Here is a 25,203-nt window from a genome sequence, read left to right as displayed (position 1 = left end):
GATTTTTATTGGTTGACCTGGAGTAAGAGCTTTCCGCGGGTCTTTCCGTCTTCGATGTAACGATGGGCAGCGGCCACATCGGCCAACGGGAAGACGGTATCGATCGCCATCGACAACCGCTTCTCTTTCACCATCCTGAAGAGATCTCCGGCCCGCCCACGGATTTCCTCGGCGGTCGCCATGTAATCTGCCAGATGGGGACGCGTAAAAAACACTGAGCCGGCTTCTGCAAGCGCAAGCGGTTCGATCGCATCCACAACACCCGAACTCGCTCCGAACAACACGCAAAGGCCTCTACGGCGGATACACCGGATACTATCGGTAATTGTCGTTTTGCCGACCGAGTCGTAGACCACATCGACACCCTTGCCGGATGTCAGCTTCATAATTTCTTCGCGGAAGTCCGTATCGCGGTAGAGAATGCAGTGGTCGGCGCCCCGGCTTCGGGCGATATCAGCCTTTTCCCGCGTGCTCACAGTTGTAAAGACTGTGGCACCTAGATTTTTCGCGAGCTGGATTAGCAATTGTCCGACACCACCCGCTCCGGCGTGAACCAGACAGCTTTGCCCGTGCTGCAAAGGAAAGGCAGAGTGACTCAGATAATGCGCCGTACACCCTTGCAGCATGACAGCTGCGCCAAGCTCGAAGGAGATGTCATCAGGTAGCGGGACCAGTTTCCATGCGGGCACCGCGACATATTCAGCATACGAACCGCGCGACAAACAAAACGCGACGCGCTGCCCCACCTTCAAGTCGGCTACGCCGCTGCCAACCGCCTCGATGGTGCCGGACGCCTCCATACCGATGACCATCGGCAGAGGCGTTTTGTATGTATGAGATCGGGCATACGTCCCGTTCCGCATATAGATATCGATAAAGTTGACGCCGGCATAGGCCACGCGGACAAGCGCCTCGCCCTCGGCAGGTGTCGGAATGGCTGTCTCCTGAATTTCACAAACCTCGGGACCGCCAAACTGATGGATATTGATTGCTCTCATTACTCCAAGCCTTCTCAAAAAAGCGACATCAGACCGCGCACGACGACCATGAACCCCGCTGCCGCAACACAAAACGTTGAAACACTCCGGTATCGTTTGCCATCAATGCGTACGAAGAGATGCGTACCGATCGCCTGGCCCAACAAAAGCCCGGGCACTGTAATGGTCGCGATCACCACACTCTCCCTGTTCACGATGCCGTGGATGGTTCCGAACGCCAGACTTGCCGTGCCAAGGAGAAGAAAAATAAAGGATAGCGTGGCGCGGCAACGCGCAGCATTCCATGATGATGACAGGATGAGCAGGATGATCGGCGGACCCGCCATTGCCACCGCACCCTGCATTAATCCGCTAAGGGCTCCTGCTCCTACCAGTTCATATGATTTTGGATCGCGTTCAAGTTTAGGAGCAAAGGCGAGCGCTACGGTCGAGAAAACAACTGCACCACCTACAATCAACCTCATAATGTCGGCCGGAACGACGCCGAGAAGAAAGACGCCCGGAATCAAAGCAGGCATGCCACCGATCCATGCGATCGTCGCCGCGCGAAAATTCGTGTCGCACCAGTCACGCAGAACGGTCGGCAAGCCGGAGGGAATCTGAAGCAGCGTGGCAACAGGGACTGCTACAACCGGCGGATAAACAAGTGCGAGCAGCGGCATCGCGACAATGGCAAAGCCAAACCCCGTCAGTCCGCGCACGAAGGATGCGACGGTGACCGCCAATACCGCCCCTGATACGGCCAGCCAGTCCATCTCGCTCGCCTTACGGCTTCCCGATCGCGACGTAAGTTTTGAACCCCAGCCGATCAGCCAACGCCCTGTGATAAGCTATCACCCGGTCGGCAAGTCCCGACGCCCCCAGCAACGAAACATAACGATGCAGCATGACCCCGACACAAACGTCGCCGGCCGTGACCTTGGAACCAGTAAGAAAGCCTTGATCAGGCAAGCTCTTTGCGAGAACTTCATTCAGTAACTTGTTTATCGTTGTCGTATTGTCCTCGACGACCTTTTCGTTTCGTTTGTCGCCGAGCTTGACGATCTGGGCGAACAGGACCTGCATGTGAGGATTGAGAGACGTCAGCTGCCAATCCATCCACTGCGAAATTTGCGCGGTGCTCGCGGCATCCCGACCGAAAAACCCGTCATTTGGCGTAACTGCTGCCAGATAGCGAATGATCGTATTGGATTCCCAGATCGCGGTTTCGCCATCGACGAGAATTGGTACGAGTCCGTTCGGATTCATTTTCAGATATTCCGGCGTATCGTTTTTTCCGAATGGGCCGCCGTAATCTTCCCGGTCAATACTCGTCCCAAGTTCGGATACAGCCCAGAGCACCTTGCGCACGTTCAGCGAGTCTGCCCGCCCCAATAACTTCATCGTCGTTTCCCTGTTCTTCCGCCCTTCTGATCAAGAGCGGTGTTATTTAAGCGCGAACGAACCACTCGCCGTTGTCATAGCGAATCTCGAAAATCTCCAGCGGAAGCTCTGCGAGGCCGATCTCCTCGCCCGTTCGGATATCCCACTGCCAAAAGTGCAGCGGACAGGTCAGGATCGTCCCATCGACGGAGCCTTCTGCGAGCGGCGTCTCTTGATGAGGGCAATCGGCGCAGACCGCATGGATTTTTCCTTCTGCCCTTATCAGTAGGATGATCTTTCCGGTCGGCAGCGTGACTTCTCGCCGTTCACCGTCCTCCATGTCATCGAGAGGCCCCAAGGGCAACCATATCTCAGCCGAAACGGTCATAACGAATCTCTGTTGGACTAATCTTGCACTCGGTGATCAGCGCACGCATGGTTGCGTCCACCATTGGCGGCGGACCGCCCACGAAGAACAGAGGTTTCTGCACGTCACTCGCCTTGACCACGCCTCGAACATAATCGCGCGCGACTTCATGAACAGGGCCAAAACTAAACCCGAGTGCCGGATATCGCGAAGTGACGGATTCGGCACTCAAAGCATCCGAAAACGCCACGGTAACCTGCAGTTTCCCGGACGATCTTTCGACAAACTCCGAAAGCTCATCGAGCAAATAGCTCGCATCGGGATGACGCAGACCAAAAAACAAATGCGAGGGATATCCATCAAAGTGACCGTCGGCGAGCGCATGTCGAATGATCGCCATCATCCCCGCGATGCCGGAACCTCCGGCTACCGCGATAAACGGCCGCTGTTCAGAGGTTGTAAAAGTCGCGCGGCCAAGCGGACCGAAAACCTCGACGTCCTCATCGCATTCGCCCTCGAATATTCGCGACGTAAACATGCCATCCTGGCTGCGTCGAATGAGCAGGCTCAAGCGCGCCTCATTCGGCTCATGGCTGATCATGGAATAAGCGCGCGGCCCCTCAACGCCCGGAATAGACAGAAGAACGAATTGCCCCGGCTGGTATTTTATAGGGGACTCGTTAAGCGAGACATCGAACAAACCAACGTCAGGCGTCAGCATGCGCTTGAGCGTCAGGCGCCCGCTTCTGGTTGCGCAGGGTGGCTGACAGGGAGCGAGAAATGCCGAACTCAGCTTGACCTGCAGCGGACTGGTTGCCGCTGTCTGGCACAACAGAACCTCTCCCGAGCGGCGGCAAACCTTCGTGCCGGGCGCTTGCGGCCAGAGATTGCTGACCATACCAGTCACGACCGATGCCTTGCAGTTGCCGCAGGTCCCCGTTCCGCATTCATGCGGCAGACCGATCCCCTTCATCAGGCCGGCATGAAGTAGCCGTTGACCAGGTTCGGCTGTGAAGGCAGTTCGTTCGCCTTTCCGATCAACCACCTCAACCAACATCATGTGGTGACCACAACCTGATTGCCTTCGACGTGAACGTCGTAGATGCGCAGCTTCATCGGCAACTGGGTTGTGTCCCTCACTGTAGGTAGGCCATCGACGAGTGAGAACTCAAACCCATGCCACGGGCAGCGCAGCGTCTCGCCGTAGTTGCAGAATGTCATTTCATTCACAGCATCGCTTTCGGTCGTCCCGGAGATGCAGCCGTGCTCTAGCTCGGCTCCCTGATGCGGGCAGCGCCCTCCGACAACCCGGATTTCTCCGGACGGCAGCTTGGAGACGATGATCGGCGAACGGCCAATTTTGGCTGGAACAATCTTTCCGATCTCGAGGTCCGATACCTCACAAACAACATGCTTAGCCATAAATCACTCTGCCGCCTGATTTGGAATTGCCGGCTCGCGGACGTCGAGACCATAAAAGTCTGCCGCATTTTTCCAAAGAATCTTGTCGCGCGTGCCAGTCGGCAGCGATTTCGGAATCGCCGCATTCGGATCGTCGAAATCGAAGTGTGGATAGTCGGTCGAGAACACCAGGATGTCATCGGTGCCCATCAGATCGATCAACTTCATCCAGTCCTCACCGTTTATGTCCTCGGTAGGCTGGGTTGAGAGCCGCAACCGCTCACGGCAATGCTGGCTCGGCAGCTTCTTGACCCACGGAATCTCGACGCGGCCCTGACGATATTCGCGATCCATGCGCCACATCACATGCGGCAGCCAGCTGAATCCGCCCTCCAAAATCATGAAGCGGAGATTCGGATAGGCATCGAACACGCCGTTAGCGATCAAGCTGATCACCTGCGGCATCAGCGAAATCGGAATCAGACAGTGCCGTTCCATGTAATGCAGGCCCATGCCGTAAGGCCCCTGAGCAAACGTCGTGTGATGGAAAGCGACCATCATCTTGTTGCGCTCCGCCGCGGCGAAGATCGGGCGATACATCGGATGGCCGTAAGCGATGTCATCCACCACCGGCAACATCACCTGCCGAATCTGCGGATGCGCGGCCATACGGTCGATCTCGCGCGCAGCCGCTTCGGGGTCACGCGCATTGATCTGTACACTGCCGAGAAAGCGTTTGTCCTTGGATATCCAGTGCTCAAGAACGTAGTCGTTGTAGGCGCTCGCCAATGCACTGGCGAGGCCATACTGCAGCTTCAGCCCGGTTGGGTAGAAGTAACCGGTCAGCACCGCATAGGTCAGCTTGTATGAATCGAGCAACTGATCGCGCATCAACCTGTAATCCGAGACAGAAGCGGATCCGTCGGCGCTCTTGACGTCAGCGCGATTGCCGTTGCCCGGCGATGTGTAGGCGAACGGTTGGCTAAAACCGCGCCACGCGCCATTCGCAATCCAGCTTTTGTATGGCTCCGGAAGATACGGCACCAAGTCCTTTAAGCTGGCAAAGCTCTCGTGAACATCGGTATCAATGATGGGCATTATCGTCCTCGTTAGTTTATCGAATGCGCTTCAATCAGTTGGAATTCGCCGCTGCGGCCGCTTCAGCTATCTTCATGTCAGGACGCGTCTCTTTTGGAGAACGGAAAATCATCTTCTTCAGCGTCGGGAACACGAGCGATAGCAACGCCAGGAACATCAGCGTTGCGCTAATTGGCGACCGGAAGAACATCGTCCAGTCGTCGTGATAGGTGATCATGCTGCGCGTGAACGAGTCCTCGGCAATGGGTCCGAGGATGGCGCCGAGCACCATCGGAGCCACTGGCAGTTTGACCCGTTCCATGATCCAGGCGAGCACGCCGAAGATTACCACTACCCACAGATCTGACATGGCGTTGCGGTCGGCGAACGCACCAATCAGCGCGAACATAGCGATGATGGCGATCAGGATTCCCGGCGGGACCTTGAGCACCTTGATCACAAGCCGTATCCAGACAAAGCCGAGCAGGCACATGCCAATCACCGACACGAACATGGATGCCAGGATAGTGTAAACGGTGAGCGCCGATTCCGGATTCTTCAGCATGAACGGTCCGGGCTGCACGCCATGCAGCAGGAACGCCGCAAGGATCACTGCAGTCGCACCGCTACCCGGCAGGCCGAGCGTCAACAGCGGCACCATATGCCCGGCCACCGATGCAGTAGACGCGATTTGCGGAGCAACAATACCTTCCGGAATGCCGGTGCCAATCTGGCGGCCCCGCTTGCCGTACTGCCGTTCGACGCCGTAGGACACGAAAGAAGAGATCGTCGCGCCCGCCCCCGGAATGAGACCAAGCAGCGTGCCGATGGTCGTGCTCCGCAGCAGGGTCGCACGCAGTCCCCACAATTCCTTCCACGACGGCAGGCTGGTCGCTGTGCTGCTGTTGCCCGGCAAAGAGACGGACTTCGAGCCTTGCCCGATCTTGTCGAGGATTTCGCCAAAACCGTACATGCCGACCAGCACCATCACGAACGGCACGCCATTGATGAGCACATCGGAGCCGAAGGCGAAGCGTTCCGAGCCGTAGGTGGCATCGATGCCGACCGTGGATACCAGCAGGCCAATGCACATGCTGATCAGCGCATTCGGCAAGGACTTTCCTGCCAGCGCGACCACGGTCGTCAATCCGAAGAAGACGGCCGCGAAATATTCCGGCGCACCGAAGCTCAAAGCAACTTTGCTGAGCGGGCCGGCGAGACTAACCATCACCGCCGAGGACACGAGGCCTCCGGTGAGAGCCGCAACCAGCGCCCAGCCGAGGGCCTTCGCGGCATCACCACGCATCGTCATAGCCCAACCGTCCCAAAGCAGTGGAACGTCCATCGGCTCGCCTGGAATCTTGTAGAGGATCGCCGTGTAACAGCCGGCATAGGTGCCGGACATGTAGATGGCAGTGAGCAGGATGATCGAGGTCTCGAGACTCATCGAATAGGTAAAGGGCAGCGCGAGCACGACACCCATGACAAGGCCAAGACCCGGCAGCACGGACACGGCCATGCCGACGCACAAGCCAATCACCAGGGCAACCATATCCTGCCATTTGAAAACTTCGGCGAAGCCTGCGATCAGAAGGTGAAAGGTATCCATTCCGCTGCCCTCAGTTAGCGCCGACGAGTTTCATGACGATCAGGGAAATCCGGGCGAATGGCCCCTCCCCGAGCGGCAGGGCGACGTAGATCAGTTTCATGAAGAAGAATGAGAATGCGAAGCTGATCGCCAGCGACAACAAGCCGAGAAACACGGGCCTGCGAACCCCACCGATCCACATCACAGCGACGAGGTACAGGGCCGTCGCGACGAAGAACCCGACAAGGTCGAACAGCAGCAGATAGCCGACCGTGGCGGCAGTCGCAGCAGCGACCAGAAGCGGATGGGCTTCCATCTGTTGCGAGAAGCCTTCATCCGCCTCGCTCGCAGCATCCGAAACGGGACGCGGCCTGACCGACACGAAAATCCGACGCACAACCTCGAATGCGCAAACGGCGATCAGCAAAGCGATGATGATCTTGGGCCATCGCTCCGGTCCCATTTGGCCGGGAATCTCCGTATAGGGAATCTCGGACGCGACGCGATAGAAATAGATAGCGGCGCCGATAATGAGAATATAAGGCCCGAGTTCGCGGAGCCATTTCAGCGGAGACACAGGAGCGCCGGACTCGGCGCCCCCATGCATTGGTTTACTGGACATTGCGTCACCAGACATGGTTACAGACGCAATTACTTGGCGGCCGCGGTGGCGGCGTTGGACTGTGAGAGGGCATCCGCCTCGCTCAGCCATTCCTTCATGAACTTCACACTGTTCTCAGAACCGATGAAGCTGTCGGATTCGGCATACTGCAGCTTGAGATAGTCGCGGTATTCTTTGGCCTGCGCGACTTTGGCCAACGCATCCGACAAGGTCTTGACGATCGCCGGATCTGTGCCGGAGCGAACAATAACGACACGGAACTGCGGCAGCAGAACCTTGTGGCCGAGCTTGCCCGAGTAAGCGACGTCCTCGAAGCCCTCGACCGGTTTCTTGCTGAAGAACAGCACCGGCTTGATCTGTTTGCCGTCAATGAAACTGCGGACGTCACCAGCCTGTTCGTAAAGCAGATCGCTCTGCCCGCCGACCACCGATGCGTAACGCATGCCGGGCTCGGCAAAGCCAACGCTCTGGAATTTCATGCCCATGTTTTTGAAGAAATTGACCGACATATCGTCCGGGCTGCCATAGCCCGTCACCGCCACGCGCATCTCCTTGTCCTTCACCGCCTTTTGCACATCGTCCCAGGTCTGCAATGGGCCGGTTGCGTTCGAGAAGAAGCCAGATGGCTGCTGAATCATCACCGCAAGCGGCGTGATCTGCTCAAGCTTGAAGCGAGAATTCTTCGCAGCGAACAATGCAAAGGTATCGCCGGTCATTACCTCGATGGTGTAGCCGTCCGCCGGCGAGGTCACGAGCTTGGTCAGGCCGGTTTGCCCGGTCGCGCCCGGCATGTTCACCACTGGCACGGAGGCCTTCAGCTCCGGCTCAATCAGTTTGCTGATGATCCGCGCCACCTGATCAGCGCCGCCGCCCGGCCCCCAAGGCACAATGAAGGTAATTGGACGAGACGGAAAATCGGCCGCCACAGATGCAACTGGCGAAGCGGCCACAATACCGGCCAAGCCTGCAGCGAAAGCCCACAGAAGACCCCTCATTAGCGTACTCCCTGATTTATTTAGGTTTTTTGGAAAGGCGTTTTGCCTCTTTTGATCTGGATCAAAACTTGACAGCAAATCTCCGGCGAGTCTACAAAAAAATGGTACGTTATATATTATAAAATGGAACGCTGAACTCATGTCCTCCGTCCTTTCCAATTCCAAAATCACCCTCGCCGCCGCCCGGTTGCGGCTTCCCCTCACGGTCCCCTATCGACTGGCATTCGGTGAGCAGACACATTTCGACGTTCTGCTCGTGGCAGTACTCAGCAATGGCGCTGTGAGCTGGGGTGAAGCGACCATCCTTCCCGGCTATACCGACGAAACGATCGAACAAGGCTGGTCGCTGGCGAAAGATCTGACAGATCGCTGTAAAACGACCCACGAACTTATGTCGGCATGCGATAAAATGCTGGACAGCGCCCCTTTCACTGCGACGGCATTTCTAACCGCGCTCGATTGGTTGGCAGGAAATCCAATCCTACAGCGTCGTGGCCGCTTCGAATTGCTCGGCACTGTCAACGGCAAGGCCGACTATCGCGACAAGCTCGAGCACGAAGTCGAGACGTTGCTCAACCGCGGCTACAAAACGCTGAAGGTTAAAATCGGATGGGAGCCCGAGGTAGATCTCAGGCAGGTCAATGTGGTCCGGGATATCGTGAGTGGGCGTGCAAAATTACGCGTCGACGGGAATCAGGGCTACAATCGCGAGCAAGCAATTCATTTTCTGAGCCGGCTCGAACCGGAAGATATCGAACTGGTCGAACAGCCTTGTGCCGCGGAAGACTGGGACTCGGCTGCCGCCATCGCAGGTGTCAGCAAAGTGCCGTTGATGCTCGACGAATCGATCTACACTCTGCGTGACATAGATCGAGCAGCCGGTCTAAAATGCGCCAATTACATCAAACTCAAACTCATGAAATTGGGTCGATTGAATACTTTGGAGAACGGGCTTCGGCAGATTTCCGACCATGGTATGACCGCAGTTCTCGGAAACGGCGTCGCAACAGACCTCGGCTGCTGGATGGAGCTTTGCGTAGCACTCGGCAACGTCACAACTGCCGGTGAAATGAATGGGTTTCTCAAGACCCCTATCCAGCTTCTTAAGCCAGCCCTGAAATGCGAAGGCGCGTCCGTCGTTATCGATGGCAGCATGCCAGAGATTGATCTAGACGCTGTGAGGCACAATGCGGTTGAACGCGCCGGCGACTGGAAAGAATTGGGCTGAAGCAAAACTCTGATCCCGGCGTTAGGTGAACGATGGTGACAAAAGCGAACGACGACGCAGACAGCAAGATGACCGCGGTTCAAAAGGCCGCGCGTCTGCTTCAAGCCATTGCCTCCGCCGAAGAATCGAAATCACTCGCTGATCTCGCTGAGCAGGCGAAGATGCCGAAGCCATCGGTTCATCGCCTGCTCCTGCAACTTGAAGATGTCGGGTTCGTCCAGCGCGATCTCAGCGGCAAGGGCTACACAGTCGGAGCATCATGGCTCCGTCTCTCGGTCGATGCGCTCGTCGCTCAGGCTCGTCAGCCAATCGTTCGCGGTATCATGCAGAAGCTCGTCGACCGCGTGAAAGAATCCTGCAACCTTTCGGTTCTGCAAAATCACGAAGTGCTCTATCTCGAGCGCGTGGAATGCGATTGGCCGTTGCGCATGCAATTGCAATCCGGTTCCCGCGTTCCTGTCCACGCGACTGCATCAGGCAAGCTACTGATCGCCCAGATGTCGGAGAAAAACCGGCGGGCGCTCCTCAACAGCATTCACCGTGAAAAATTTACCGACTCCACTATCGTCGACCTGGATGAGATGGAAGAGGAATGCCGCACCATCCGAAAAAATGACCTGTCGATGAACAAGGAAGAATATCATCGCGGACTGATAGGCGTTTCCGTTCCATTACGACGTTCGGACAACACGGTCATCGCCACTCTTTCGATCCACGCGCCAAGTTTCAGAATGTCCGTTGAAACAGCGCTCAGCTATGCGCCGCTCCTGAAAGAATCGGCGAAAGAAATTGTTACCGAGCTTGGGCTGTAGCGATGTCGGTTCGAGCCCTGAAAACACTTCTGGCGATTCACGACGAGGGCTCATTCCAGGCAGCCGCTAGGCGACTGAATCTGACGCTGTCCGCCGCCAGCATGCAGATGAAGCAACTCAAAGAGACTTATGCGACGGCCTTTGACCTGCGCCCTTTGAAGTGGTCCTCCCTGAAGTATGGTTTTCGGATGGAGGATAAGATCGATGGCAAGGAAGAGGCATACGGCTGAAGAGATCGTAGCGAAGCTTTGGCAGGTTAATGTGCTGATGGCACAGGGCCGCAAGTAGCAGAGCTGGAGACTGAGAACACCCGGCTTCGTCGTGTGGTATCGGATCTGACGCTGGACAAGCTGATCCTTGCGGAGGCCGCAAAGGGAAACTTCTAAGCCCCTCCTGACGCCGCGCGTGCGTCGATCACGTGATCCAGTGCCACCTTGGGAAGAGCATTGAATGCCCAGATATAAGGATTCAGCAGCCGGCTGAAGAATGGCGATATACCGAGCCAGATGCCGCCGATCACGCCTCCCACAGAGCCGATCACGAACCCGAGGAATGTCGCGTAAAGTGACCGAATCCCCGAGACTCCGGTCGCCGAATCTCATTCCTTGGCCTGATGATTGAGAGTCGACTTTCAGGGATAGATGATCAAGCGCCTCGCATCCGAGGACTGATCGTGGTCATGCTTGCAACCGCTATTGCAACAAACACCCTTTGCTTGCTGGCTTACCTTTAACCCGTCAAGCAGGCACATCCGGATCAACGCTAAGCATCCTGAAAACAAAGATAGAAGAACAGACAGCCTAGCTGTGCTTGCCAAAGCAGAGCGATTTCCAGAGCCGATGGCTGGGGCGGGAGGGATCGAACCTCCGAATGGGGGAATCAAAATCCCCTGCCTTACCGCTTGGCTACGCCCCAACAGACCCGGCAGAGCGCTGTCTATAGGCACCGCGCCGTGGTTTCAACCGGCAAAGCGGATTTTACGCGCGAAATTGCGCTGAAACATCAGGGAAATGAGCGGTTTAGGCGGCCAAACGGCAATCCTGCCAAGGCACCTGGCCACGGCGGAAGAGGTCAAAAACAATTGGGCCGCCCATGCATGATGGACGGCCCATAATGGTCTTGCGACCCGCAGATCGGGTGTCTTCAGACACCCTTTAAGGCTTGAGAAACTTGAAGTCGCATCCCTCGTCCGCGCCGAGAATTTCCTGCGCGTAGAGTTTTCCGTAGCCCCGCTCCGGCACCGGCGGCTTGAACGGGCCTGCGGCTGCCTTGCGCTTGGCGAATTCTTCGGGAGAGATCAGAAGATCGATCGCGCGGTTCTTCACCGAAAGCCGGATCCGATCGCCATTGCGAACGAAAGCCAGCGGACCGCCCGACGCGGTGTCGGGCGTGATGTGCAGAATGACGGTGCCGAATGCCGTGCCGCTCATGCGGGCATCGGACAGGCGAACCATATCCTTGACGCCCTTGGACGCAAGCTTCTTCGGAATTGGAATGTAGCCTGCTTCGGGCATGCAGCTTGCCGAAAACGGCCCCGCGTTCTGCAGCACGAGATAGTCGTCGGGATTGACGTCGAGATTAGGATCATCAATCCGGTTCGCCATGTCTTCAAGTGAATCGAACACCACCGCCCGCCCCTCGCCTTCGAACAGCTTTTCGTCGGCCGCCGAGCGCTTCAGGATCGCACCCTTCGGTGCGAGGCTGCCGAACAGAGCAACCAACCCGCCGACCGGCTCGATCGGCTTGGCTGCGCTGGCGACCACCTCATGATCGACCCATCCGTCATCGGCTGCCAGACGCTCCCCGAGGGTTTCGCCGGTGATCGTCAGACAATCCAGATGAAGGCTATTCTTGATCTCACGCAGCACCGCACCGACCCCGCCGGCCGCGAAGAAATCTTCCATGTAATTGGCGCCGGTCGGCTTCAGATTGACCAGCACCGGCGTCGAGTCGGACAATTCGTTCAGCCGCTTCAGCGAAATCCGAATGCCCGCACGCCCCGCGATGGCGGTAAGGTGAATGATCGCATTGGTCGAACCGCCGATGGCGAGCAGCACGCGCAGCGCATTCTCGACCGACTTTGCGGTGATGATCTTGTCGGGCGTCCGTCCGCTGCCGATCAATCCCACGGCGGCGATGCCGGTCGCCTCCGCCGCGCGCAGGCGATCGGCATGCACTGCCGGGATCGCGGCCGTGCCCGGAATCATCATTCCGAGCGCTTCGGCGATACAGGCCATGGTCGAGGCCGTCCCCATCACCGCGCAGGTGCCGCTGGTGGTGGAAAGGCGGCCCTCGATCTGGTTGATCTCACGGTCGTCAACCGTGCCCGCGCGATACTGCGCCCAGAAGCGGCGGCAATCCGTGCAGGCCCCAAGCCGCTCGCCCTTGTGGCGGCCGGTCATCATCGGCCCGCCGACGAGCTGGATTGCGGGTCGGCCCGCCGACAGCGCGCCCATCAACTGCGCGGGCACCGTCTTGTCGCAACCGCCCATCAGCACGACGGAGTCCATCGGCTGGGCACGGATCATCTCCTCGGTGTCCATCGACATCAGGTTGCGGAAGCGCAGGCTGGTCGGGTTGAGAAACACCTCGCCGAGCGAAACCGTGGGAAATTCGAGCGGCAGGCCGCCCGCCGCGATCACGCCCCGCTTCACGGCGTCGAGCATCTCGGGAAAATGCCGGTGGCAATTGTTGAAGCCGGATTGCGTGTAGGCGATGCCGACCGTCGGTCGCGCCAGCATCGCATCGGAATATCCCATCGATCGGGCAAACGACTTGCGGAGGTAAAGTGCAAAGTCCTTGTCGCCGTAATTCGTCAATCCGTTGGCCAGGCCACGGACGGTCTCGTCACTCATTGTTTTTTATATCCTAGATCAGGCGCGTCTTGATGAACTTGGCTTCGAGATAATCCTTGATGCCAATGCTGCCACCTTCACGCCCCATGCCACTTTCCTTGATGCCGCCGAACGGCGATTCCGCAGAAGCGATGCCGACCTCGTTCACACCCACCATGCCGACTTCCAGCGCTTCCGCAGCCAGAGTCGCCGTTCGCAGGTTTCGCGAGAAAACGTAGCCGGTCAGGCCGAAAGGTGTTGCATTGGCGCGTTCTATCACCTCTTCAAGAGTCTTGAAACGCGCAATTGGAGCGATCGGCGAGAACGGTTCGTCCTGCATGATCCGCGCTTCATCCGGCACTTCGCCGAGCACGGTCGGCTCATAGAAGTAGCCCCGCAGAAATCCCACAGGCACCCTGCCCCCGGTCAACAGCTTGGCGCCCTTCTCGACCGCATCCGCGACGAGCTTCTTGGCGTGATCCAGCCCGCGCGCATTCGCCATCGGGCCGAGCGTCACGCCGGCCTGATCGAAGCGGCCGATCTTAAGCTGCTTGGCGACATCGACGAACACCTTAGCAAAGCGATCATAGGCCGCATCCTGAACATAGAATCGGCTCGGCGAAGCGCAGACCTGCCCGCAATTGCGGAATTTACCGCGCGCGCAGGCTTCGGCGGCGGCCTCGACGTCCGCATCCTCGAACACCAGAACCGGCGCGTGCCCGCCGAGCTCCATCGTCGCCTTCTTCACGCCGTCCGCGCACAGATGCAGCAACTGCTTGCCGACCGGAGTCGAGCCGGTGAGCGACACCTTCCGCACGATCGGCGACGCGATCAACTGCTGCGCGATCCGCGCCGAATTTCCGGTCACCATGTTGGCCACGCCGGGCGGAATGCCTGCCTCGTGGCAGGCGCGCAGGATCGCCGCCGCACTCGCGGGCGTTTCACCGGCGGGCTTGAGGATCACCGAACATCCAGCCGCCAGCGCCGCTGCGATCTTGCGAGCGGGTAGAAGTGCCGGGAAATTCCAGGCCGAGAATGCCGCGACCACGCCGACCGGCTGGTAGATCACTGCCATGCGCGTGGCCGCATCGCGGCCATTGTAGGCCTGGCCGAAGATGCGCTTGGCTTCCTCGCCATACCATTCGAACTGTTCGGCACAGGCGAGCCATTCGCCCTTGGCTTCCGCGAGCGGCTTGCCCGCCTCGGTCGCCATCACGATGCAGAGTTCGTCGATCCGCTCGAGAAGCAGGTCCGAGACCTTGCGCAGCTTCACCGCGCGCTCCCATGGCGGGGTTTTCCGCCACGTCTCAAAACCTGCCTGTGCCGCCGCGAGCGCCTGATCGATGTCTTCCGGCGTTGCATCGGGAATGTGGCCGATGGTCTCGCCCGTTGCCGGATCGAGAACGCCCTTTTTCTGGGAGCCTGTTCCCCAGGTCCACCTGCCGCCGATGTAAAGTCCGTAATTGCGCTCGTGATACATGTTCGCTTCCGTCGAGTTATAAATCCTGCTGGAGCCACTGGTCCTGAACATTCTCGCACCAGTTGCCGACATTCCATTCGCCCCACGCGCCAAGCTCGCCCAGCGGATCTTCACCCGCATAAACCGGCACATGCAGGACGCTGAGACCCTGATGCGCGTGAGCCTGTTCGAGAGCTGCCTTGAGTTCACCTGCCGTCCAGCCGCCGTGGATCGCCCTCACGCCCGTCACCGCCGATGCAAGCTGGACGTAATCGACCGCCACCGCATCGTTGGTGCGGAATTCCTTGCCGTACTGCGCGAGTTGCAGGCTGGTGATCGCCGCCATCCTGCGATTGTCGAAGATCACGACCATGCCGTGCACGCCATGCTCAACAGCATCGATCAGGATCTGCGGATTCATCATGAAGGAGCCGTCGCCCGTGAACGCAATTCCGTATCGCGGAGATGACGCGCCGGCGGCGGCGAGCAGCGCGCTGGTCGCAAAGCCCATGTAGGACGCACCGCTCTCGGTGAAAGTGTCGCCGGTCCTGTCGTCCTCGACGATCTGGAAGCCGTTCGCCTGGACATTGCCCGCGTCGAAATACTTCGGAGCATTGATGCGCTTGGCGAAATCGGCGACCACCTTGATCGCAGCCGGCTGCGCCAGCGCGGGCTGCTGCCAGACGGCGTCCTTGATCGGCGCCGCCGCATAACGCTCGGCCTTGTAATCCGCCCATTCCTTCTTCTTGGCGGCGCACGCCTTCAGCCAGTTCTGCTTGGCGGCTGCATTGGCGGACGTGCGGCCTTCGAGGCGTTCGGACAGCGCATTGGCGATAACCGAGATGTCGCCGATCAGGGCCGTTGTGTGATTGTAGTGCGTGGCGTCGGCGATATCGCCGTTGATGTTGATGACATGGCGCGCGGATTTGTAGCCAGTGCCCGAGCAATCGGCCTGGCACACCGCGCGCGACCCGATCACGATCACAAGGTCCGCATTCCGCATCGCGTGATTGCCGGAGATCGATCCCTTCGAGCCACCGACATGCATGTTCTTCGGATCATTGTCCGCCAGCACACCGGTCGAGCCCGGCGACACCACGACAACCGCACCCGCCGCCTCGGCAAGGCGACGGATCGCTGCATCGTGCCCGCGCGTGCCGCCGCCCGCCTTGATCATGACGCGGGCGTGCCCGTCAATAAGATCGCAAGCCTCGTCATAGGCGCGCGCATCCGTCGGCGCGACAAGCGGCAGCACCGGCCGTTCCGGCAACGAGGCAAGATTAACCTCCGTCTGCACAGGCTGCGTGTTGATCGGCAGCATCAGGTAGAACGGACCGGCCTTGTAAGGGTGGAACACGCGGTTCGCGCCCCGGCGCAAAGCCTCGCGCAACGCCTGCGGCGTATGCAGGGTGTAGGACTCACCCATATCCGCCGTCATGCGCCCGAACACGCCCTGCGCAGGCTTCGGCACCTGTTGCATGTTGTAGCCTTCGCCGTAAGTCGTCTCGTCACCATAGATGTGATAGACGCCCACGCCGTTCGACGCGGCGGCAAGCGATCCGGCCATCGCCTGCAACGCGCCCGGACCGATGGACGTGATGACGGCGGGCGTCTCGCCATAGGTCCAGCGCAACGCGGTGGCCGCGTGCGCCATCTCGACCTCATTGCGGCAATTGATGGTGCGCGTGACGCCTTCCGCATCGTAGATCGCCAGGACGTTCGCGATATCGGTCGAACCATGACCGAAGATCGCGAAAAACGTCCGGACACCCTGCTTCAGAAGCCCCAGAACGAGGGCCTCGGACAGCGACAATACAGCCGACTTTTCAAGTGTGCCGTCAGCCAACGCATCGCTTAACGATCCGGCCTTCGCGATCGCGCGGGCGCGCATATGCGTGGCCGCTTCCTTCGACGATCCACCGCCGGTCTTCGCTGTTTCCGCGATACGTTCTGGCGTCACTACCGCAACGTTGCTCATGTTGCCGTCCTTTCACTTCCTGGCGCGCACTTATTCGGCCGCCTGCATCTCTGCATGAGGATTTTCCCAAGCACGCGTCTCGTCGGTCTCGACAAAGCCGGTGGCAAATTCGGCTTTCGCCACGTCCATATCGATGGCCCCAACCCAGCGGCCGACAACCAGCGTTGCGATGATGTTGGAGGTCAGGTTGGTCGCTGCGCGGATTTCGGCCATGAACCGATCGACACCCAGCAGCAGCGCGAGACCCGCTACAGGCACCGCGTTGACGACCGGCAGCGTCGCCGCCAGCGCAACAAAACCACCACCCGTCACGCCCGCTGCACCCTTTGAGGTGAAGAGCATCACGAAGAGTACGGCAAGCTGATGCCAGATGGTCAGTTCGACATTGAACGCATGAGCCAGGAAAAGAACGGACATTGTCATATAGATGGCCGTACCATCCATATTGAACGAGAACCCGCCCGGCATCACGAGACCGACAACCTCGCGCGAGACGCCGAGCTTTTCCAGCTTCTGCATTGAACGGGGCATCATCGTTTCGGCGGACGTTGCCGCGAATACGAACAGGATTTCATCCTTGAAATAGCTCAGCACGCGGAAAATGTTGAAACCGCATAACTTCAGAAAACCGCCGAGCACGATCGCCACGAATAGGATGCTGACGATATAGATCGAGACAACAAGTTCGCCGAGGTTGACAAGTGTTTTCGAGCCGTACTTGCCGATAGTGAACGCCATCGCGCAACCGGCTGCGATCGGTGCAAAGTACATGATGATCCGCACCATGCCGAAAAGGGCGACGGACGCGGAATCGAGGAACGAGACGATCGGCTTGCCACGCTCACCTGCGAAGCTCAGAGCCACACCCAGCAGAATCGCAATGAACAGAACCGGAAGAATATCGCCGTGAACGAACGGATCGAGGAACGACTTCGGAATGATCGACATGAAGAAGTCGGTCAGCGTCAGGTTGTGGGCGACCTTGGCATAGGCCGCAACGGTACTCGGATCGAAAGATGACGGATCGGCATTGATGCCCTGCCCGACCTTCCAGACGTTGCCGACGACCATGCCGATGATGAGCGCGATCGTCGAGGCAACCTCGAAATAGATCAGCGCCTTGAGCCCGACATTCGCAACCTTGCGGATATCGCCCATCTTGGCGATGCCGACGACGATGGTAGTAAAGATGATCGGCGCGACGACGACCTTGATGGCGCGAATGAATGCGTCGCCATATGGCTTCAGCGGCACCGCGAAAGACGGGTAGTAATGACCGAGCGCCGCGCCAAGAGCGACGGCGATCAGAACCTGAACATAGAGCTTGCGATAAAAAGGACGTTTTTCCGCCGCTTTCTTCGCAGCAAGCGCTTTTGTCATTGCGACGTTGTTATTTTCACTTTCAGCGAATGTTGCCGTCATCGACTTTCCTCCAATTCCCCAATCAGAGCGTTACGCACCGAACGGTGCTGCCTGGCGCTTCTTTGCGAGCGCTTCGAGTATTTTCTCCGGCGTTGCCGGGAGAGACGTGATCCGGACGCCAACAGCGTCGTAAATGGCGTTCATCACCGCTGGGATCGTCGGCACCATCGCGGGTTCACCGATGCCCTTGACCCCAAGCGGCCCGATCGGATCCGGGTCTTCGACGATGACGGATGTGACATGCGGCACATCGAGCGATGTCGGAAGGATGTATTTGGCGAAGCCGGGCGTCGTGGTGTGGCCCTGCGCCAGTTGGTAATGCTCCATCAGGCCCTGCCCGAGCGCCTGAACGATACCGCCTTCGATCTGACCTTCGACGCCGCGCGGATTGACGGCGCGGCCGACATCGTGCGCGGCCCAGATGCCGAGCACCTGGACTTCGCCGGTGAGCGTATCGACCTCGACCTCCGCGACCTGACAACCGAACACATAAGACTGCCACGGCCTCCCGCTGCCATCGACCGGATCGAGGCCGGTGTGCTGCGCGGTGAAATTGGCCGATCCCACCACCACCACGCCGCGCTTCTTGATGTGTTCGACGGCTTCCGCCATCGTTTCGCGCAGGTTCGTCTCCGTCGCCCAGACGTAGCCATTGCCCGTCTCGATCGTCTCGGGCGGAACGTCCCACATCTCGGCCATCGCCCCGACGAAACGGCCTTTCGCCTCGCGGCACGCCATCGCCACCGAATTTCCGATCATGTAGGTCTGGCGGGTCGCACCCGCATGCGCCGCTTCCGGCGAGCGCGCGGTGTCGTTGTCACCGATCACTACGTTTTCGGGCTTGACGCCGATTTCTTCCGCCGCGATCTGCGCCAGTACGGTAAGGATGCCTTCGCCGATTTCGGTGACGCCGGTCACGATTTTCACCGTGCCGCCGTCGTCGATCTCGACCCATGTCCCAGCCCGGTCAACCGCCGCGGTTCGCGCGATGCCATACCAGCCGCCGGCCATGCCGCGGCCGCGTTTCTTCACGCTCATGCCGCACCTCGCTGTTTCAGAGGCTCAGCTTCGGCAGGCACAGGTTCGCGCGGCGTGACGGTGCATGGACGGCGCGTTCCTTCGCCGCCGAGATCGGCGCGCTTGTCGCCGCGAACGGACGGCGTGCCCGCCTCCCAATGCGACGCATCACGCGCCGCCGTCAGCACGCGTTCCATGCTGCAGGAGTTGAGAACCTGCTTGGTATGCGTGCGATCCCCCGCATGCATCGCATTCTTCAGGCGCAGCTCAAACGGGTCCATTCCCAGCCGCTCGGCGCAGATATCGAGATGCGTTTCGGTCGCGAACTGCGACTGCAACGAACCGAACGAGCGGAAGGCACCGGAGGGCGTGTTGTTGGTGTAAACACCATAACCATCGATCCGGAAATTCGGCACGTTGTACGGGCCGCCACCCAGGATCACACCCTTGCGGACCACACCTTCGGTCGACATGCCGTAAGCACCGCCGTCGTAGATGATGCTGATCTGAGACGCGAGAATCCTGCCGTCCTTGGTCAGGCCCATCTTGTAGGTGGTGCGGGACGGATGGCGCTTGGCGGTCGTCGCCATCGATTCTTCGCGCGTGAACACCAGTTTCACAGGACGGCGCGTCTTCATCGCGAGCAGCGCCAGCATGCCCTGATAGATCATGTCTTCCTTGCCGCCGAAACCACCGCCGACCGGGCTCATGATCATGCGGACCTTGTTGATCGGCAGATTGAGAATGCGCGACAGCATGTGGCGGTGGTGCGTCACGTTTTGGCTCGGCGAATGCACCGTGACGACGCCGTCATGATCGACATAGGCGACGCCCGCCTCAGTCTCGAGGTAGGCATGCTCGACCTGCTGCGTCTCGTAGGTCTGCTCGACGATCAGGTCGGATTTGGCAAACCCCTCCTCGACGTTGCCGTTGCAGATCGGGATATGCTTGACCAGATTGTCGGGCGCGTAGTCGTGCAGCACCGGCGCACCGGCAACCAGCGCCTCCTCCGGATCGAACACCGCCGGAAGCAACTCATATTCGATCTTGATCTTCTTGACCGCCTCACGGGCAGCAGCAAGCGTCTCCGCCGCGACGGCCGCGATCGCTTCGCCAACATAACGCACCTTGTCGCGCGCCATGATCGGCTGATCGGCGACGAACACGCCGAACCCATCCTGCCCCGGCACATCGGCGCAGGTGACGATCCCCTCCACACCCGGAACCGCCTCGGCGTCAGCCGTATCAATTGAAACAATCCGCGCATGAGGATGCGGGCTGCGCAGGACCTGTACATGCAGCATGCCCGGCAACACCATGTCGCCGGCATAGCGCAGCGCGCCGGTCACCTTGGACGGCGCATCGATGCGGCGAATGTTGACACCGATATACTTGCCGTCTTCCTTGTCCAGATCGTCGAACGCCGCCGCCGACAATTTTCCGTTGAGGAAGTCGCGCGCCATTTCCACGGCGTCGAAAATCTTCTGATAGCCGGTGCAGCGGCAGATATTGCCGCCGAGCCGTTCCCTGATCTCGTCGCGGTCGGCATCCGGGTTGAGGCGCAGCGCCGCGGTGGCCGCCATCACCATGCCGGGGATGCAGTAGCCGCACTGGCTGGCGCCGGCCTTGTGAAAGGCTTTCTGCACGGCCGACATTTCGCCGGACTTCGCAAGGCCTTCGACCGTATCGACCGTCTTGCCTTTGAGCTTCGCCGCGGGCAGCAGACACGACTTCACCAGCGCCCCATCGACGAAAATGGAGCACGTTCCGCACTCACCGGCGCCGCAGCCTTCCTTGGTGCCGGTCATGTTCAAATCGTCGCGCAGGAAATCCAGCGCGCGCTGCGACGGATCGACATTCTTTTTGACGCGGCGGCCGTTGACGGTCGCCTCGATGGATAACAGGTCAGCCATTGGCGACCTCCTCTGCAATCGCGCAGGCGTTCTCGTCGGTGCCTGCTTTCTTCATTGCCTTCGCAAGCGCCCGCACCAGGAAGCCGGGCGTCACCTGCTTTCGATATTCCTGACGGCTGCGTGACTGAATGAATTCGTCACACATCGCCATGACGGCACGCAGCAGTTCGGCCGACACCGCCTGCCCCTTCAACCGCTCCTCGATCGCGGTCATCCGCCGGGCCATTGGGCCGACGCCGCCGATCGCAAGCCGGACGTCCTGAAACGAGCGGCGCGAAGCGTCCATGCGGACCAGCGCGGAGAGACAGACCACCGAAATCACCAATGAACGCCGGTGCCCGACCTTTTCAAAAGCGCCGCCATAACCGGGCAGCGCGTCGCACTCGACACCGAGCAAAATCTCGTCGTGCTCGGCCGACGTCAGACCGGGACCTTGCAGGAATTCCGACAGCGGCATCCGGCGGCGGCGAATCCCGCCGTCGCGCAAGGAAGCCAACTCGACGATGGCGTTGGCGGCGAGCAGCGGCGGAATGCCATCGGCCGCCGGAGAGGCATTGATGACGTTGCCGCCAATCGTCGCCGATTCACGAATCTGGCTGTCCGCGAACCAGATCGCGCAGTCGGGCATGCCCGGCGCCATCTCGATCAATTCGGCGCGATCGAGAAAACGCTGGAACGGCGTCGCCGCCCCCAGCCAAAGGCGATCGCCCTGCACCTTGATGGTCTTCAATTCCGGCACGCCGGCGATGTCGATCATCAAAGGCACATGAACGTCACCCGCGCGGCCTTCCCTCGCCCACGGCAAGAGATCGGTCGCACCGGCCACAAAACGGAACTGACCGGCACTGGCGGCAGCAGCCGCCAATGCTTCGTTCAGTGAACCGGGGCTAAGGTAGGTATCGCAGGTCAACATGACCGTCTCCGCTTGGCCTTACTCCGCAGCGATGCTGTTGAGCGCGGCATGTCCGCGGGTCTTCACCACAACCTTGATGGCATCCTCGACGCGCTCGCGGGCGTAACGCAGCGCCTCGGGAAGATCCTCGAGCGCGAAAGTGTGCGTATGCACCTTGGTCGCATCGAAACGCTTCTGCGCCATAAACGCTTCCGCGCGGTGCGTGGCACTCTTGCCTTCGCCGCGAATGCCGAAGACGTAGATGTTGTTGCGGACGAGGTGCGCGATATCGACTTCGGCCGGCTTGCCAGGGAAAGCCGCGAGGCAGATACGGCCGCCACGGTTGACCATGCGCGCCGCCTCGTTGATCGCGTTCGGCGCACCCGAGCACTCGACCACATAATCGACGCCCTTGCCGCCGTTCAGCTCGCGCACCTTGCCGACAACGTCAGATTCCTTGTTGACGTTGATGACGTAGTCCGCGCCCAGTTCCTTGCCGATCTGCAGGCGATTATCGCGCGTGCCGGTGAGAATGACCGGCTGCGCACCCAGCGCCTTGGCAACCGCGACGCCGAGCAGGCCGATCGGCCCCGGCCCCGTGACGACGACGCTTTCGCCCGCGATGAGGCCGCCGAGTTCGGTCAGGCCGTACATCGCGGTGCCTGCCGTCACCACCAGCGTCGCTTCTTCATCCGACATTGCGTCGGAGACGCGCACCAGCGTGTTGATGTTGTTGACGGCGTATTCGGCGAAGCCGCCATCGGTGGTGAAGCCGTTGGCGCGATGCCCCTTGTCGAGGTCGCCGTAGTTCAGGCCATAGTTGTGGCACGAGGTGTACATGCCCTCGCGGCAGCGCTTGCACTGGCCGCAGCCGGCATGGATTTCCACCGTGACGCGCTCGCCGATCTTGTACTCGTCAACGCCCGGCCCGAGCGCCACGACCGTTCCCATGTACTCATGGCCCGGCGTGAAATTCTTGTTGTACGGCAGGCCACCCTGAATCATCGCAGGCGGACCGTGATGGATGATTTCAAGATCGGTCGCGCAGATCGCCACCGCGTCGATGCGCACCAGAACTTCCGCCCTCTTCGGCACCGGCACCGGCTTGGTGCCAAGCGAGAGCTGATCGGGGTCGCCGAGAATCCATGCGCGCATGGTGTCCGGGATCGGAAAATCGGGCGAGGTTTTGACCTTGTCGTGCTGATACATCGTTTTCTCCCTGAGATTGTTGTTGCTATTCGGCGGCGGCCGGTTTCGCGCCGTCATGAAGGATCGCGCCCGGCGCGCCCAGCTCCATCGACAATTCATCGGTCACTGCGATGAGGTGGGTCCGGATCTGATCGAGATATTCCGGTGTGGCGCGGAAGATCGGAGACGACACGCTGATCGATCCAACCACCGCGCCGGCATGGTCGCGGACGGCGGCACCGATGCAGATCACGCCCGGCTGGAATTCTTCACGATCGGTCGCAAAGCCCTGGCGGCGCGTCAGCCGCAATTCTTCGGTGAGGTTCTCGATGCTGGTGATGGTGTTCGGGGTGAATGCCGTCAGCCCGTGGGTCGCGACGATGCGTTCGACTTCCGTCGGCGGCAGCCAGGCGAGAATGGCCTTGCCGGTGGCGGTCGCATGGGCGGCGTTGGTCTTTCCGCCCATGCCTGCATCGACGCGCACCGCATAACGGGAATCGCGGCGCAGCACGTTCATCAGATCCGTGCCCTGCATCACCGCGAGTTGTACCGCTTCGCGCGTCTCGTCGTTGAGGCGATCGACGTAAAGCTGCGCGCGGCGCGGCAGATCGACCTGGCGCAGACAGGCGGCGCTAAGATGCAGAATGCGAGAACCGAGCGTGTAGGTCCGGCTGCCGATCCCGCGCGCGACATAGCCCCAGTTGTAGAGCGTCGAGATCAGGTGGTGGCAGGTCGAGACGTTCAGACCTGCGGTCGCGGCGATGTCGGTGAGTTTTGCCTCGCCGCCGGCATCCGCGATGATGTCCAAAATCAGGAAGGCGCGGTCCAGTGCCTGGATGCCCCCCTTGTCCCGCCCGATGGGCGGACGGGCGGGCATGATCCCGCGAACTTCGGCGCGCTCCTCGTTCATGTGCTTCCCCGATTGCCTAGTTTGTTTTTTCTATTCAGGCCTCCGATAGCGCTGAGGGTCAAACAAATTTTCACATAGCAGAGCATGTTTTTATTAGATGAAATTTTTGGCTGAAAAGTTCCTTTGATGTTCGATTTTGGTGCATCGCAAAGATGCAATCGTTGGCGGTTCCCGGAAGCGCGTATACTCCCTCGGCAAATCATCAGGTGACGACATGCCCCAACTGCCCATCGCGGAAATTATTGAGCTCGCAATAGCTTTGATCGCGGTGGGGGCGCTGGCGGGATTTCTGGCAGGCCTGTTCGGCGTCGGCGGCGGTGCCATCCTCGTGCCGGTGCTCTACGAGCTGTTTCGAATCATGGACGTGCCGCTCGAAACGCGGATGCCGCTCTGCGTGGGAACCTCGCTCGCGATCATCATTCCAACCGCCGTCCGCTCCTATCTGGAGCACCGCCGCCACGGCAGCGTCGACATGAATATCTTGCGAACATGGACGATACCGATTCTGATCGGCGTTACCGCTGGATCGCTCATTGCCCGTTACGCACCTGAGCAGGTCTTCAAATATGTGTTCGTCGCCGTGGCATGGTCGGCGGCCGTGCGCCTGATCCTTGGCAAGGATAGCTGGAAGATCGGCGACGCATTCCCAACCGGCCCGTTGATGCGCATCTACGGATTCATCATCGGCATTCTCTCCACCCTGATGGGTATCGGAGGCGGCCTGTTCTCGAATTTGTTGATGACGATGTACGGCAGATCAATCCACCAGTCCGTTGCGACATCATCGGGCATCGCCGTCCTGATCTCGATTCCTGGCACGATTGGATACATCTACGCAGGCTGGCCGGCGGCCGCGAAATTCCCTGCGACCACCATCCTGCAGTTTCCGCTGGCGATCGGCTACATCTCGCTGATCGGAGCCATCATGGTGATGCCGAGCAGCCTGTTGACCGCACCCTTTGGCGCGAAGGCCGCGCATCTGATGTCGAAGCGGGCGCTGGAGATCGCCTTCGGCCTCTACCTTTTCATCATGGGCTCACGCTTCGCGATCGCGCTCGTTTACAAATAAGCCTGTGGCAATGACACGGCATCAACTCGCGTCAAACAGGACAAGCATAAAAAAAGCCGCCCAACCGGGCG

Annotated in this window: 23 protein-coding genes, 1 tRNA gene and 1 pseudogene; 5 read left to right on the top strand and 20 right to left on the bottom strand. The window is 59.6% G+C overall.

Annotation, left to right across the window (positions count from 1 at the left end):
• Positions 1 to 5: 5 nt before the first annotated feature.
• From AFIDRAFT_RS15675 to AFIDRAFT_RS15630, 10 genes are read right to left on the bottom strand one after another with little or no spacing between them, the layout of a single operon-like run.
• Positions 6 to 998 (bottom strand): quinone oxidoreductase family protein, encoded by a 993-nt coding sequence (locus AFIDRAFT_RS15675; RefSeq protein WP_009340543.1) that lies wholly within the window; start codon positions 996 to 998, stop codon positions 6 to 8.
• 14 nt (positions 999 to 1,012) lie between these two features.
• Positions 1,013 to 1,753, bottom strand: a complete 741-nt coding sequence (locus AFIDRAFT_RS15670) for a sulfite exporter TauE/SafE family protein (protein WP_009340542.1) — start codon at positions 1,751 to 1,753, stop codon at positions 1,013 to 1,015.
• A 10-nt stretch (positions 1,754 to 1,763) separates the two neighbouring features.
• On the bottom strand, positions 1,764 to 2,381 hold the full coding sequence (locus AFIDRAFT_RS15665) for a glutathione S-transferase family protein (protein WP_009340541.1): 618 nt from the start codon (positions 2,379 to 2,381) through the stop codon (positions 1,764 to 1,766).
• Between the two features lie 46 nt (positions 2,382 to 2,427).
• On the bottom strand, positions 2,428 to 2,748 hold the full coding sequence (locus tag AFIDRAFT_RS15660) for a Rieske (2Fe-2S) protein (protein ID WP_009340540.1): 321 nt from the start codon (positions 2,746 to 2,748) through the stop codon (positions 2,428 to 2,430).
• The gene (locus tag AFIDRAFT_RS15655) at positions 2,732 to 3,787 is read right to left on the bottom strand and encodes a 2Fe-2S iron-sulfur cluster-binding protein (RefSeq protein WP_009340539.1); all 1,056 of its coding nucleotides are present in this window, start codon (positions 3,785 to 3,787) and stop codon (positions 2,732 to 2,734) included. Before AFIDRAFT_RS15655 ends, AFIDRAFT_RS15660 begins: the two co-directional genes overlap by 17 nt.
• Positions 3,784 to 4,149 (bottom strand): Rieske (2Fe-2S) protein, encoded by a 366-nt coding sequence (locus AFIDRAFT_RS15650; protein WP_009340538.1) that lies wholly within the window; start codon positions 4,147 to 4,149, stop codon positions 3,784 to 3,786. The genes AFIDRAFT_RS15655 and AFIDRAFT_RS15650 overlap by 4 nt, the downstream gene beginning before the upstream one ends.
• A gap of 3 nt (positions 4,150 to 4,152) precedes the next feature.
• Positions 4,153 to 5,226, bottom strand: coding sequence for an amidohydrolase family protein (locus AFIDRAFT_RS15645; protein WP_009340537.1), 1,074 nt, complete (start codon positions 5,224 to 5,226; stop codon positions 4,153 to 4,155).
• A gap of 34 nt (positions 5,227 to 5,260) precedes the next feature.
• A complete protein-coding gene (locus tag AFIDRAFT_RS15640; RefSeq protein WP_009340536.1) occupies positions 5,261 to 6,814 on the bottom strand; it encodes a tripartite tricarboxylate transporter permease in 1,554 nt (517 codons plus the stop codon).
• Positions 6,815 to 6,824: 10 nt separating this feature from the next.
• Positions 6,825 to 7,415: a tripartite tricarboxylate transporter TctB family protein gene (locus tag AFIDRAFT_RS15635; protein ID WP_040298510.1), complete on the bottom strand. Its 591-nt coding sequence runs from the start codon at positions 7,413 to 7,415 to the stop codon at positions 6,825 to 6,827.
• 29 nt (positions 7,416 to 7,444) lie between these two features.
• Positions 7,445 to 8,551: a tripartite tricarboxylate transporter substrate binding protein gene (locus tag AFIDRAFT_RS15630; RefSeq protein WP_245258190.1), complete on the bottom strand. Its 1,107-nt coding sequence runs from the start codon at positions 8,549 to 8,551 to the stop codon at positions 7,445 to 7,447.
• On the opposite strand from AFIDRAFT_RS15630, the gene AFIDRAFT_RS15625 reads away from it, so the two are divergent.
• From AFIDRAFT_RS15625 to AFIDRAFT_RS19585, 4 genes and pseudogenes are all read left to right on the top strand, one after another.
• A complete protein-coding gene (locus AFIDRAFT_RS15625; RefSeq protein ID WP_009340533.1) occupies positions 8,550 to 9,638 on the top strand; it encodes a mandelate racemase/muconate lactonizing enzyme family protein in 1,089 nt (362 codons plus the stop codon). The two genes, AFIDRAFT_RS15630 and AFIDRAFT_RS15625, sit on opposite strands and share 2 nt — an antisense overlap.
• A gap of 32 nt (positions 9,639 to 9,670) precedes the next feature.
• Complete coding sequence (locus AFIDRAFT_RS15620) at positions 9,671 to 10,450, top strand: IclR family transcriptional regulator (protein WP_009340532.1); 780 nt, start codon at positions 9,671 to 9,673, stop codon at positions 10,448 to 10,450.
• Between the two features lie 2 nt (positions 10,451 to 10,452).
• The gene (locus tag AFIDRAFT_RS20075; protein WP_009340531.1) at positions 10,453 to 10,680 is read left to right on the top strand and encodes a LysR family transcriptional regulator; all 228 of its coding nucleotides are present in this window, start codon (positions 10,453 to 10,455) and stop codon (positions 10,678 to 10,680) included.
• Positions 10,655 to 10,844: pseudogene (locus AFIDRAFT_RS19585) on the top strand (IS3 family transposase); the annotation flags it as partial. The gene AFIDRAFT_RS20075 and the pseudogene AFIDRAFT_RS19585, both read left to right, overlap by 26 nt.
• A 446-nt stretch (positions 10,845 to 11,290) precedes the next feature.
• On the opposite strand, the gene AFIDRAFT_RS15610 reads toward AFIDRAFT_RS19585, so the two are convergent.
• From AFIDRAFT_RS15610 to AFIDRAFT_RS15565, 10 genes are all read right to left on the bottom strand, one after another.
• Positions 11,291 to 11,365: transfer RNA gene (locus AFIDRAFT_RS15610), tRNA-Gln, on the bottom strand.
• Positions 11,366 to 11,604: 239 nt separating this feature from the next.
• A complete protein-coding gene (locus AFIDRAFT_RS15605) occupies positions 11,605 to 13,305 on the bottom strand; it encodes a dihydroxy-acid dehydratase (protein ID WP_009340530.1) in 1,701 nt (566 codons plus the stop codon).
• A 13-nt stretch (positions 13,306 to 13,318) separates the two neighbouring features.
• A complete protein-coding gene (locus AFIDRAFT_RS15600) occupies positions 13,319 to 14,764 on the bottom strand; it encodes an NAD-dependent succinate-semialdehyde dehydrogenase (protein WP_009340529.1) in 1,446 nt (481 codons plus the stop codon).
• Positions 14,765 to 14,780: 16 nt separating this feature from the next.
• On the bottom strand, positions 14,781 to 16,721 hold the full coding sequence (locus AFIDRAFT_RS15595; protein WP_009340528.1) for a thiamine pyrophosphate-dependent enzyme: 1,941 nt from the start codon (positions 16,719 to 16,721) through the stop codon (positions 14,781 to 14,783).
• A gap of 30 nt (positions 16,722 to 16,751) precedes the next feature.
• A complete protein-coding gene (gene dctA, locus AFIDRAFT_RS15590) occupies positions 16,752 to 18,143 on the bottom strand; it encodes a C4-dicarboxylate transporter DctA (RefSeq protein WP_009340527.1) in 1,392 nt (463 codons plus the stop codon).
• Between the two features lie 30 nt (positions 18,144 to 18,173).
• Positions 18,174 to 19,181 (bottom strand): xanthine dehydrogenase family protein molybdopterin-binding subunit, encoded by a 1,008-nt coding sequence (locus tag AFIDRAFT_RS20375; RefSeq protein WP_009340526.1) that lies wholly within the window; start codon positions 19,179 to 19,181, stop codon positions 18,174 to 18,176.
• Positions 19,178 to 21,073 carry a molybdopterin-dependent oxidoreductase gene (locus AFIDRAFT_RS15580; protein WP_009340525.1) on the bottom strand — a complete coding sequence of 632 codons (1,896 nt, stop codon included), beginning with the start codon at positions 21,071 to 21,073 and terminating at the stop codon, positions 19,178 to 19,180. The genes AFIDRAFT_RS20375 and AFIDRAFT_RS15580 overlap by 4 nt, the downstream gene beginning before the upstream one ends.
• Entirely contained in the window at positions 21,066 to 21,986 is a 921-nt protein-coding gene (locus AFIDRAFT_RS15575; protein WP_009340524.1) for an FAD binding domain-containing protein, read from the bottom strand. The genes AFIDRAFT_RS15580 and AFIDRAFT_RS15575 overlap by 8 nt, the downstream gene beginning before the upstream one ends.
• 18 nt (positions 21,987 to 22,004) lie before the next feature.
• The gene (locus AFIDRAFT_RS15570; RefSeq protein ID WP_009340523.1) at positions 22,005 to 23,174 is read right to left on the bottom strand and encodes a zinc-dependent alcohol dehydrogenase; all 1,170 of its coding nucleotides are present in this window, start codon (positions 23,172 to 23,174) and stop codon (positions 22,005 to 22,007) included.
• 25 nt (positions 23,175 to 23,199) lie between these two features.
• On the bottom strand, positions 23,200 to 24,063 hold the full coding sequence (locus tag AFIDRAFT_RS15565) for an IclR family transcriptional regulator (protein ID WP_009340522.1): 864 nt from the start codon (positions 24,061 to 24,063) through the stop codon (positions 23,200 to 23,202).
• Positions 24,064 to 24,277: 214 nt separating this feature from the next.
• Between AFIDRAFT_RS15565 and AFIDRAFT_RS15560 the strand changes: the two genes are divergently transcribed.
• Positions 24,278 to 25,132: a sulfite exporter TauE/SafE family protein gene (locus tag AFIDRAFT_RS15560; protein WP_009340521.1), complete on the top strand. Its 855-nt coding sequence runs from the start codon at positions 24,278 to 24,280 to the stop codon at positions 25,130 to 25,132.
• The last annotated feature ends 71 nt before the right edge of the window (positions 25,133 to 25,203 follow it).

Origin of the sequence: Afipia sp. 1NLS2 (assembly GCF_000178995.1) — a bacterium.
In the GTDB taxonomy this organism is placed as follows: Bacteria; Pseudomonadota; Alphaproteobacteria; order Rhizobiales; family Xanthobacteraceae; genus Afipia.
This window is presented reverse-complemented; position numbering and strand designations above follow the sequence as displayed.

What these genes read in the sequence shown, in the direction of transcription:
- AFIDRAFT_RS20075 (WP_009340531.1), top strand. Translation starts at nt 10,453, where the DNA reads ATGTCGGTTCGAGCCCTGAAAACACTTCTGGCGATTCACGACGAGGGC.
- AFIDRAFT_RS15675 (WP_009340543.1), bottom strand. Translation starts at nt 998, where the DNA reads ATGAGAGCAATCAATATCCATCAGTTTGGCGGTCCCGAGGTTTGTGAA.
- AFIDRAFT_RS15655 (WP_009340539.1), bottom strand. Translation starts at nt 3,787, where the DNA reads ATGATGTTGGTTGAGGTGGTTGATCGGAAAGGCGAACGAACTGCCTTC.
- AFIDRAFT_RS20375 (WP_009340526.1), bottom strand. Translation starts at nt 19,181, where the DNA reads ATGAGCGTGAAGAAACGCGGCCGCGGCATGGCCGGCGGCTGGTATGGC.
- AFIDRAFT_RS15660 (WP_009340540.1), bottom strand. Translation starts at nt 2,748, where the DNA reads ATGACCGTTTCGGCTGAGATATGGTTGCCCTTGGGGCCTCTCGATGAC.
- AFIDRAFT_RS15635 (WP_040298510.1), bottom strand. Translation starts at nt 7,415, where the DNA reads ATGTCCAGTAAACCAATGCATGGGGGCGCCGAGTCCGGCGCTCCTGTG.
- AFIDRAFT_RS15600 (WP_009340529.1), bottom strand. Translation starts at nt 14,764, where the DNA reads ATGTATCACGAGCGCAATTACGGACTTTACATCGGCGGCAGGTGGACC.
- AFIDRAFT_RS15645 (WP_009340537.1), bottom strand. Translation starts at nt 5,226, where the DNA reads ATGCCCATCATTGATACCGATGTTCACGAGAGCTTTGCCAGCTTAAAG.
- AFIDRAFT_RS15650 (WP_009340538.1), bottom strand. Translation starts at nt 4,149, where the DNA reads ATGGCTAAGCATGTTGTTTGTGAGGTATCGGACCTCGAGATCGGAAAG.
- AFIDRAFT_RS15630 (WP_245258190.1), bottom strand. Translation starts at nt 8,551, where the DNA reads ATGAGTTCAGCGTTCCATTTTATAATATATAACGTACCATTTTTTTGT.
- AFIDRAFT_RS15565 (WP_009340522.1), bottom strand. Translation starts at nt 24,063, where the DNA reads ATGAACGAGGAGCGCGCCGAAGTTCGCGGGATCATGCCCGCCCGTCCG.
- AFIDRAFT_RS15670 (WP_009340542.1), bottom strand. Translation starts at nt 1,753, where the DNA reads ATGGACTGGCTGGCCGTATCAGGGGCGGTATTGGCGGTCACCGTCGCA.
- AFIDRAFT_RS15605 (WP_009340530.1), bottom strand. Translation starts at nt 13,305, where the DNA reads ATGAGTGACGAGACCGTCCGTGGCCTGGCCAACGGATTGACGAATTAC.
- AFIDRAFT_RS15575 (WP_009340524.1), bottom strand. Translation starts at nt 21,986, where the DNA reads ATGTTGACCTGCGATACCTACCTTAGCCCCGGTTCACTGAACGAAGCA.
- dctA (WP_009340527.1), bottom strand. Translation starts at nt 18,143, where the DNA reads ATGACGGCAACATTCGCTGAAAGTGAAAATAACAACGTCGCAATGACA.
- AFIDRAFT_RS15595 (WP_009340528.1), bottom strand. Translation starts at nt 16,721, where the DNA reads ATGAGCAACGTTGCGGTAGTGACGCCAGAACGTATCGCGGAAACAGCG.
- AFIDRAFT_RS15640 (WP_009340536.1), bottom strand. Translation starts at nt 6,814, where the DNA reads ATGGATACCTTTCACCTTCTGATCGCAGGCTTCGCCGAAGTTTTCAAA.
- AFIDRAFT_RS15570 (WP_009340523.1), bottom strand. Translation starts at nt 23,174, where the DNA reads ATGTATCAGCACGACAAGGTCAAAACCTCGCCCGATTTTCCGATCCCG.
- AFIDRAFT_RS15625 (WP_009340533.1), top strand. Translation starts at nt 8,550, where the DNA reads ATGTCCTCCGTCCTTTCCAATTCCAAAATCACCCTCGCCGCCGCCCGG.
- AFIDRAFT_RS15620 (WP_009340532.1), top strand. Translation starts at nt 9,671, where the DNA reads ATGGTGACAAAAGCGAACGACGACGCAGACAGCAAGATGACCGCGGTT.
- AFIDRAFT_RS15560 (WP_009340521.1), top strand. Translation starts at nt 24,278, where the DNA reads ATGCCCCAACTGCCCATCGCGGAAATTATTGAGCTCGCAATAGCTTTG.
- AFIDRAFT_RS15580 (WP_009340525.1), bottom strand. Translation starts at nt 21,073, where the DNA reads ATGGCTGACCTGTTATCCATCGAGGCGACCGTCAACGGCCGCCGCGTC.
- AFIDRAFT_RS15665 (WP_009340541.1), bottom strand. Translation starts at nt 2,381, where the DNA reads ATGAAGTTATTGGGGCGGGCAGACTCGCTGAACGTGCGCAAGGTGCTC.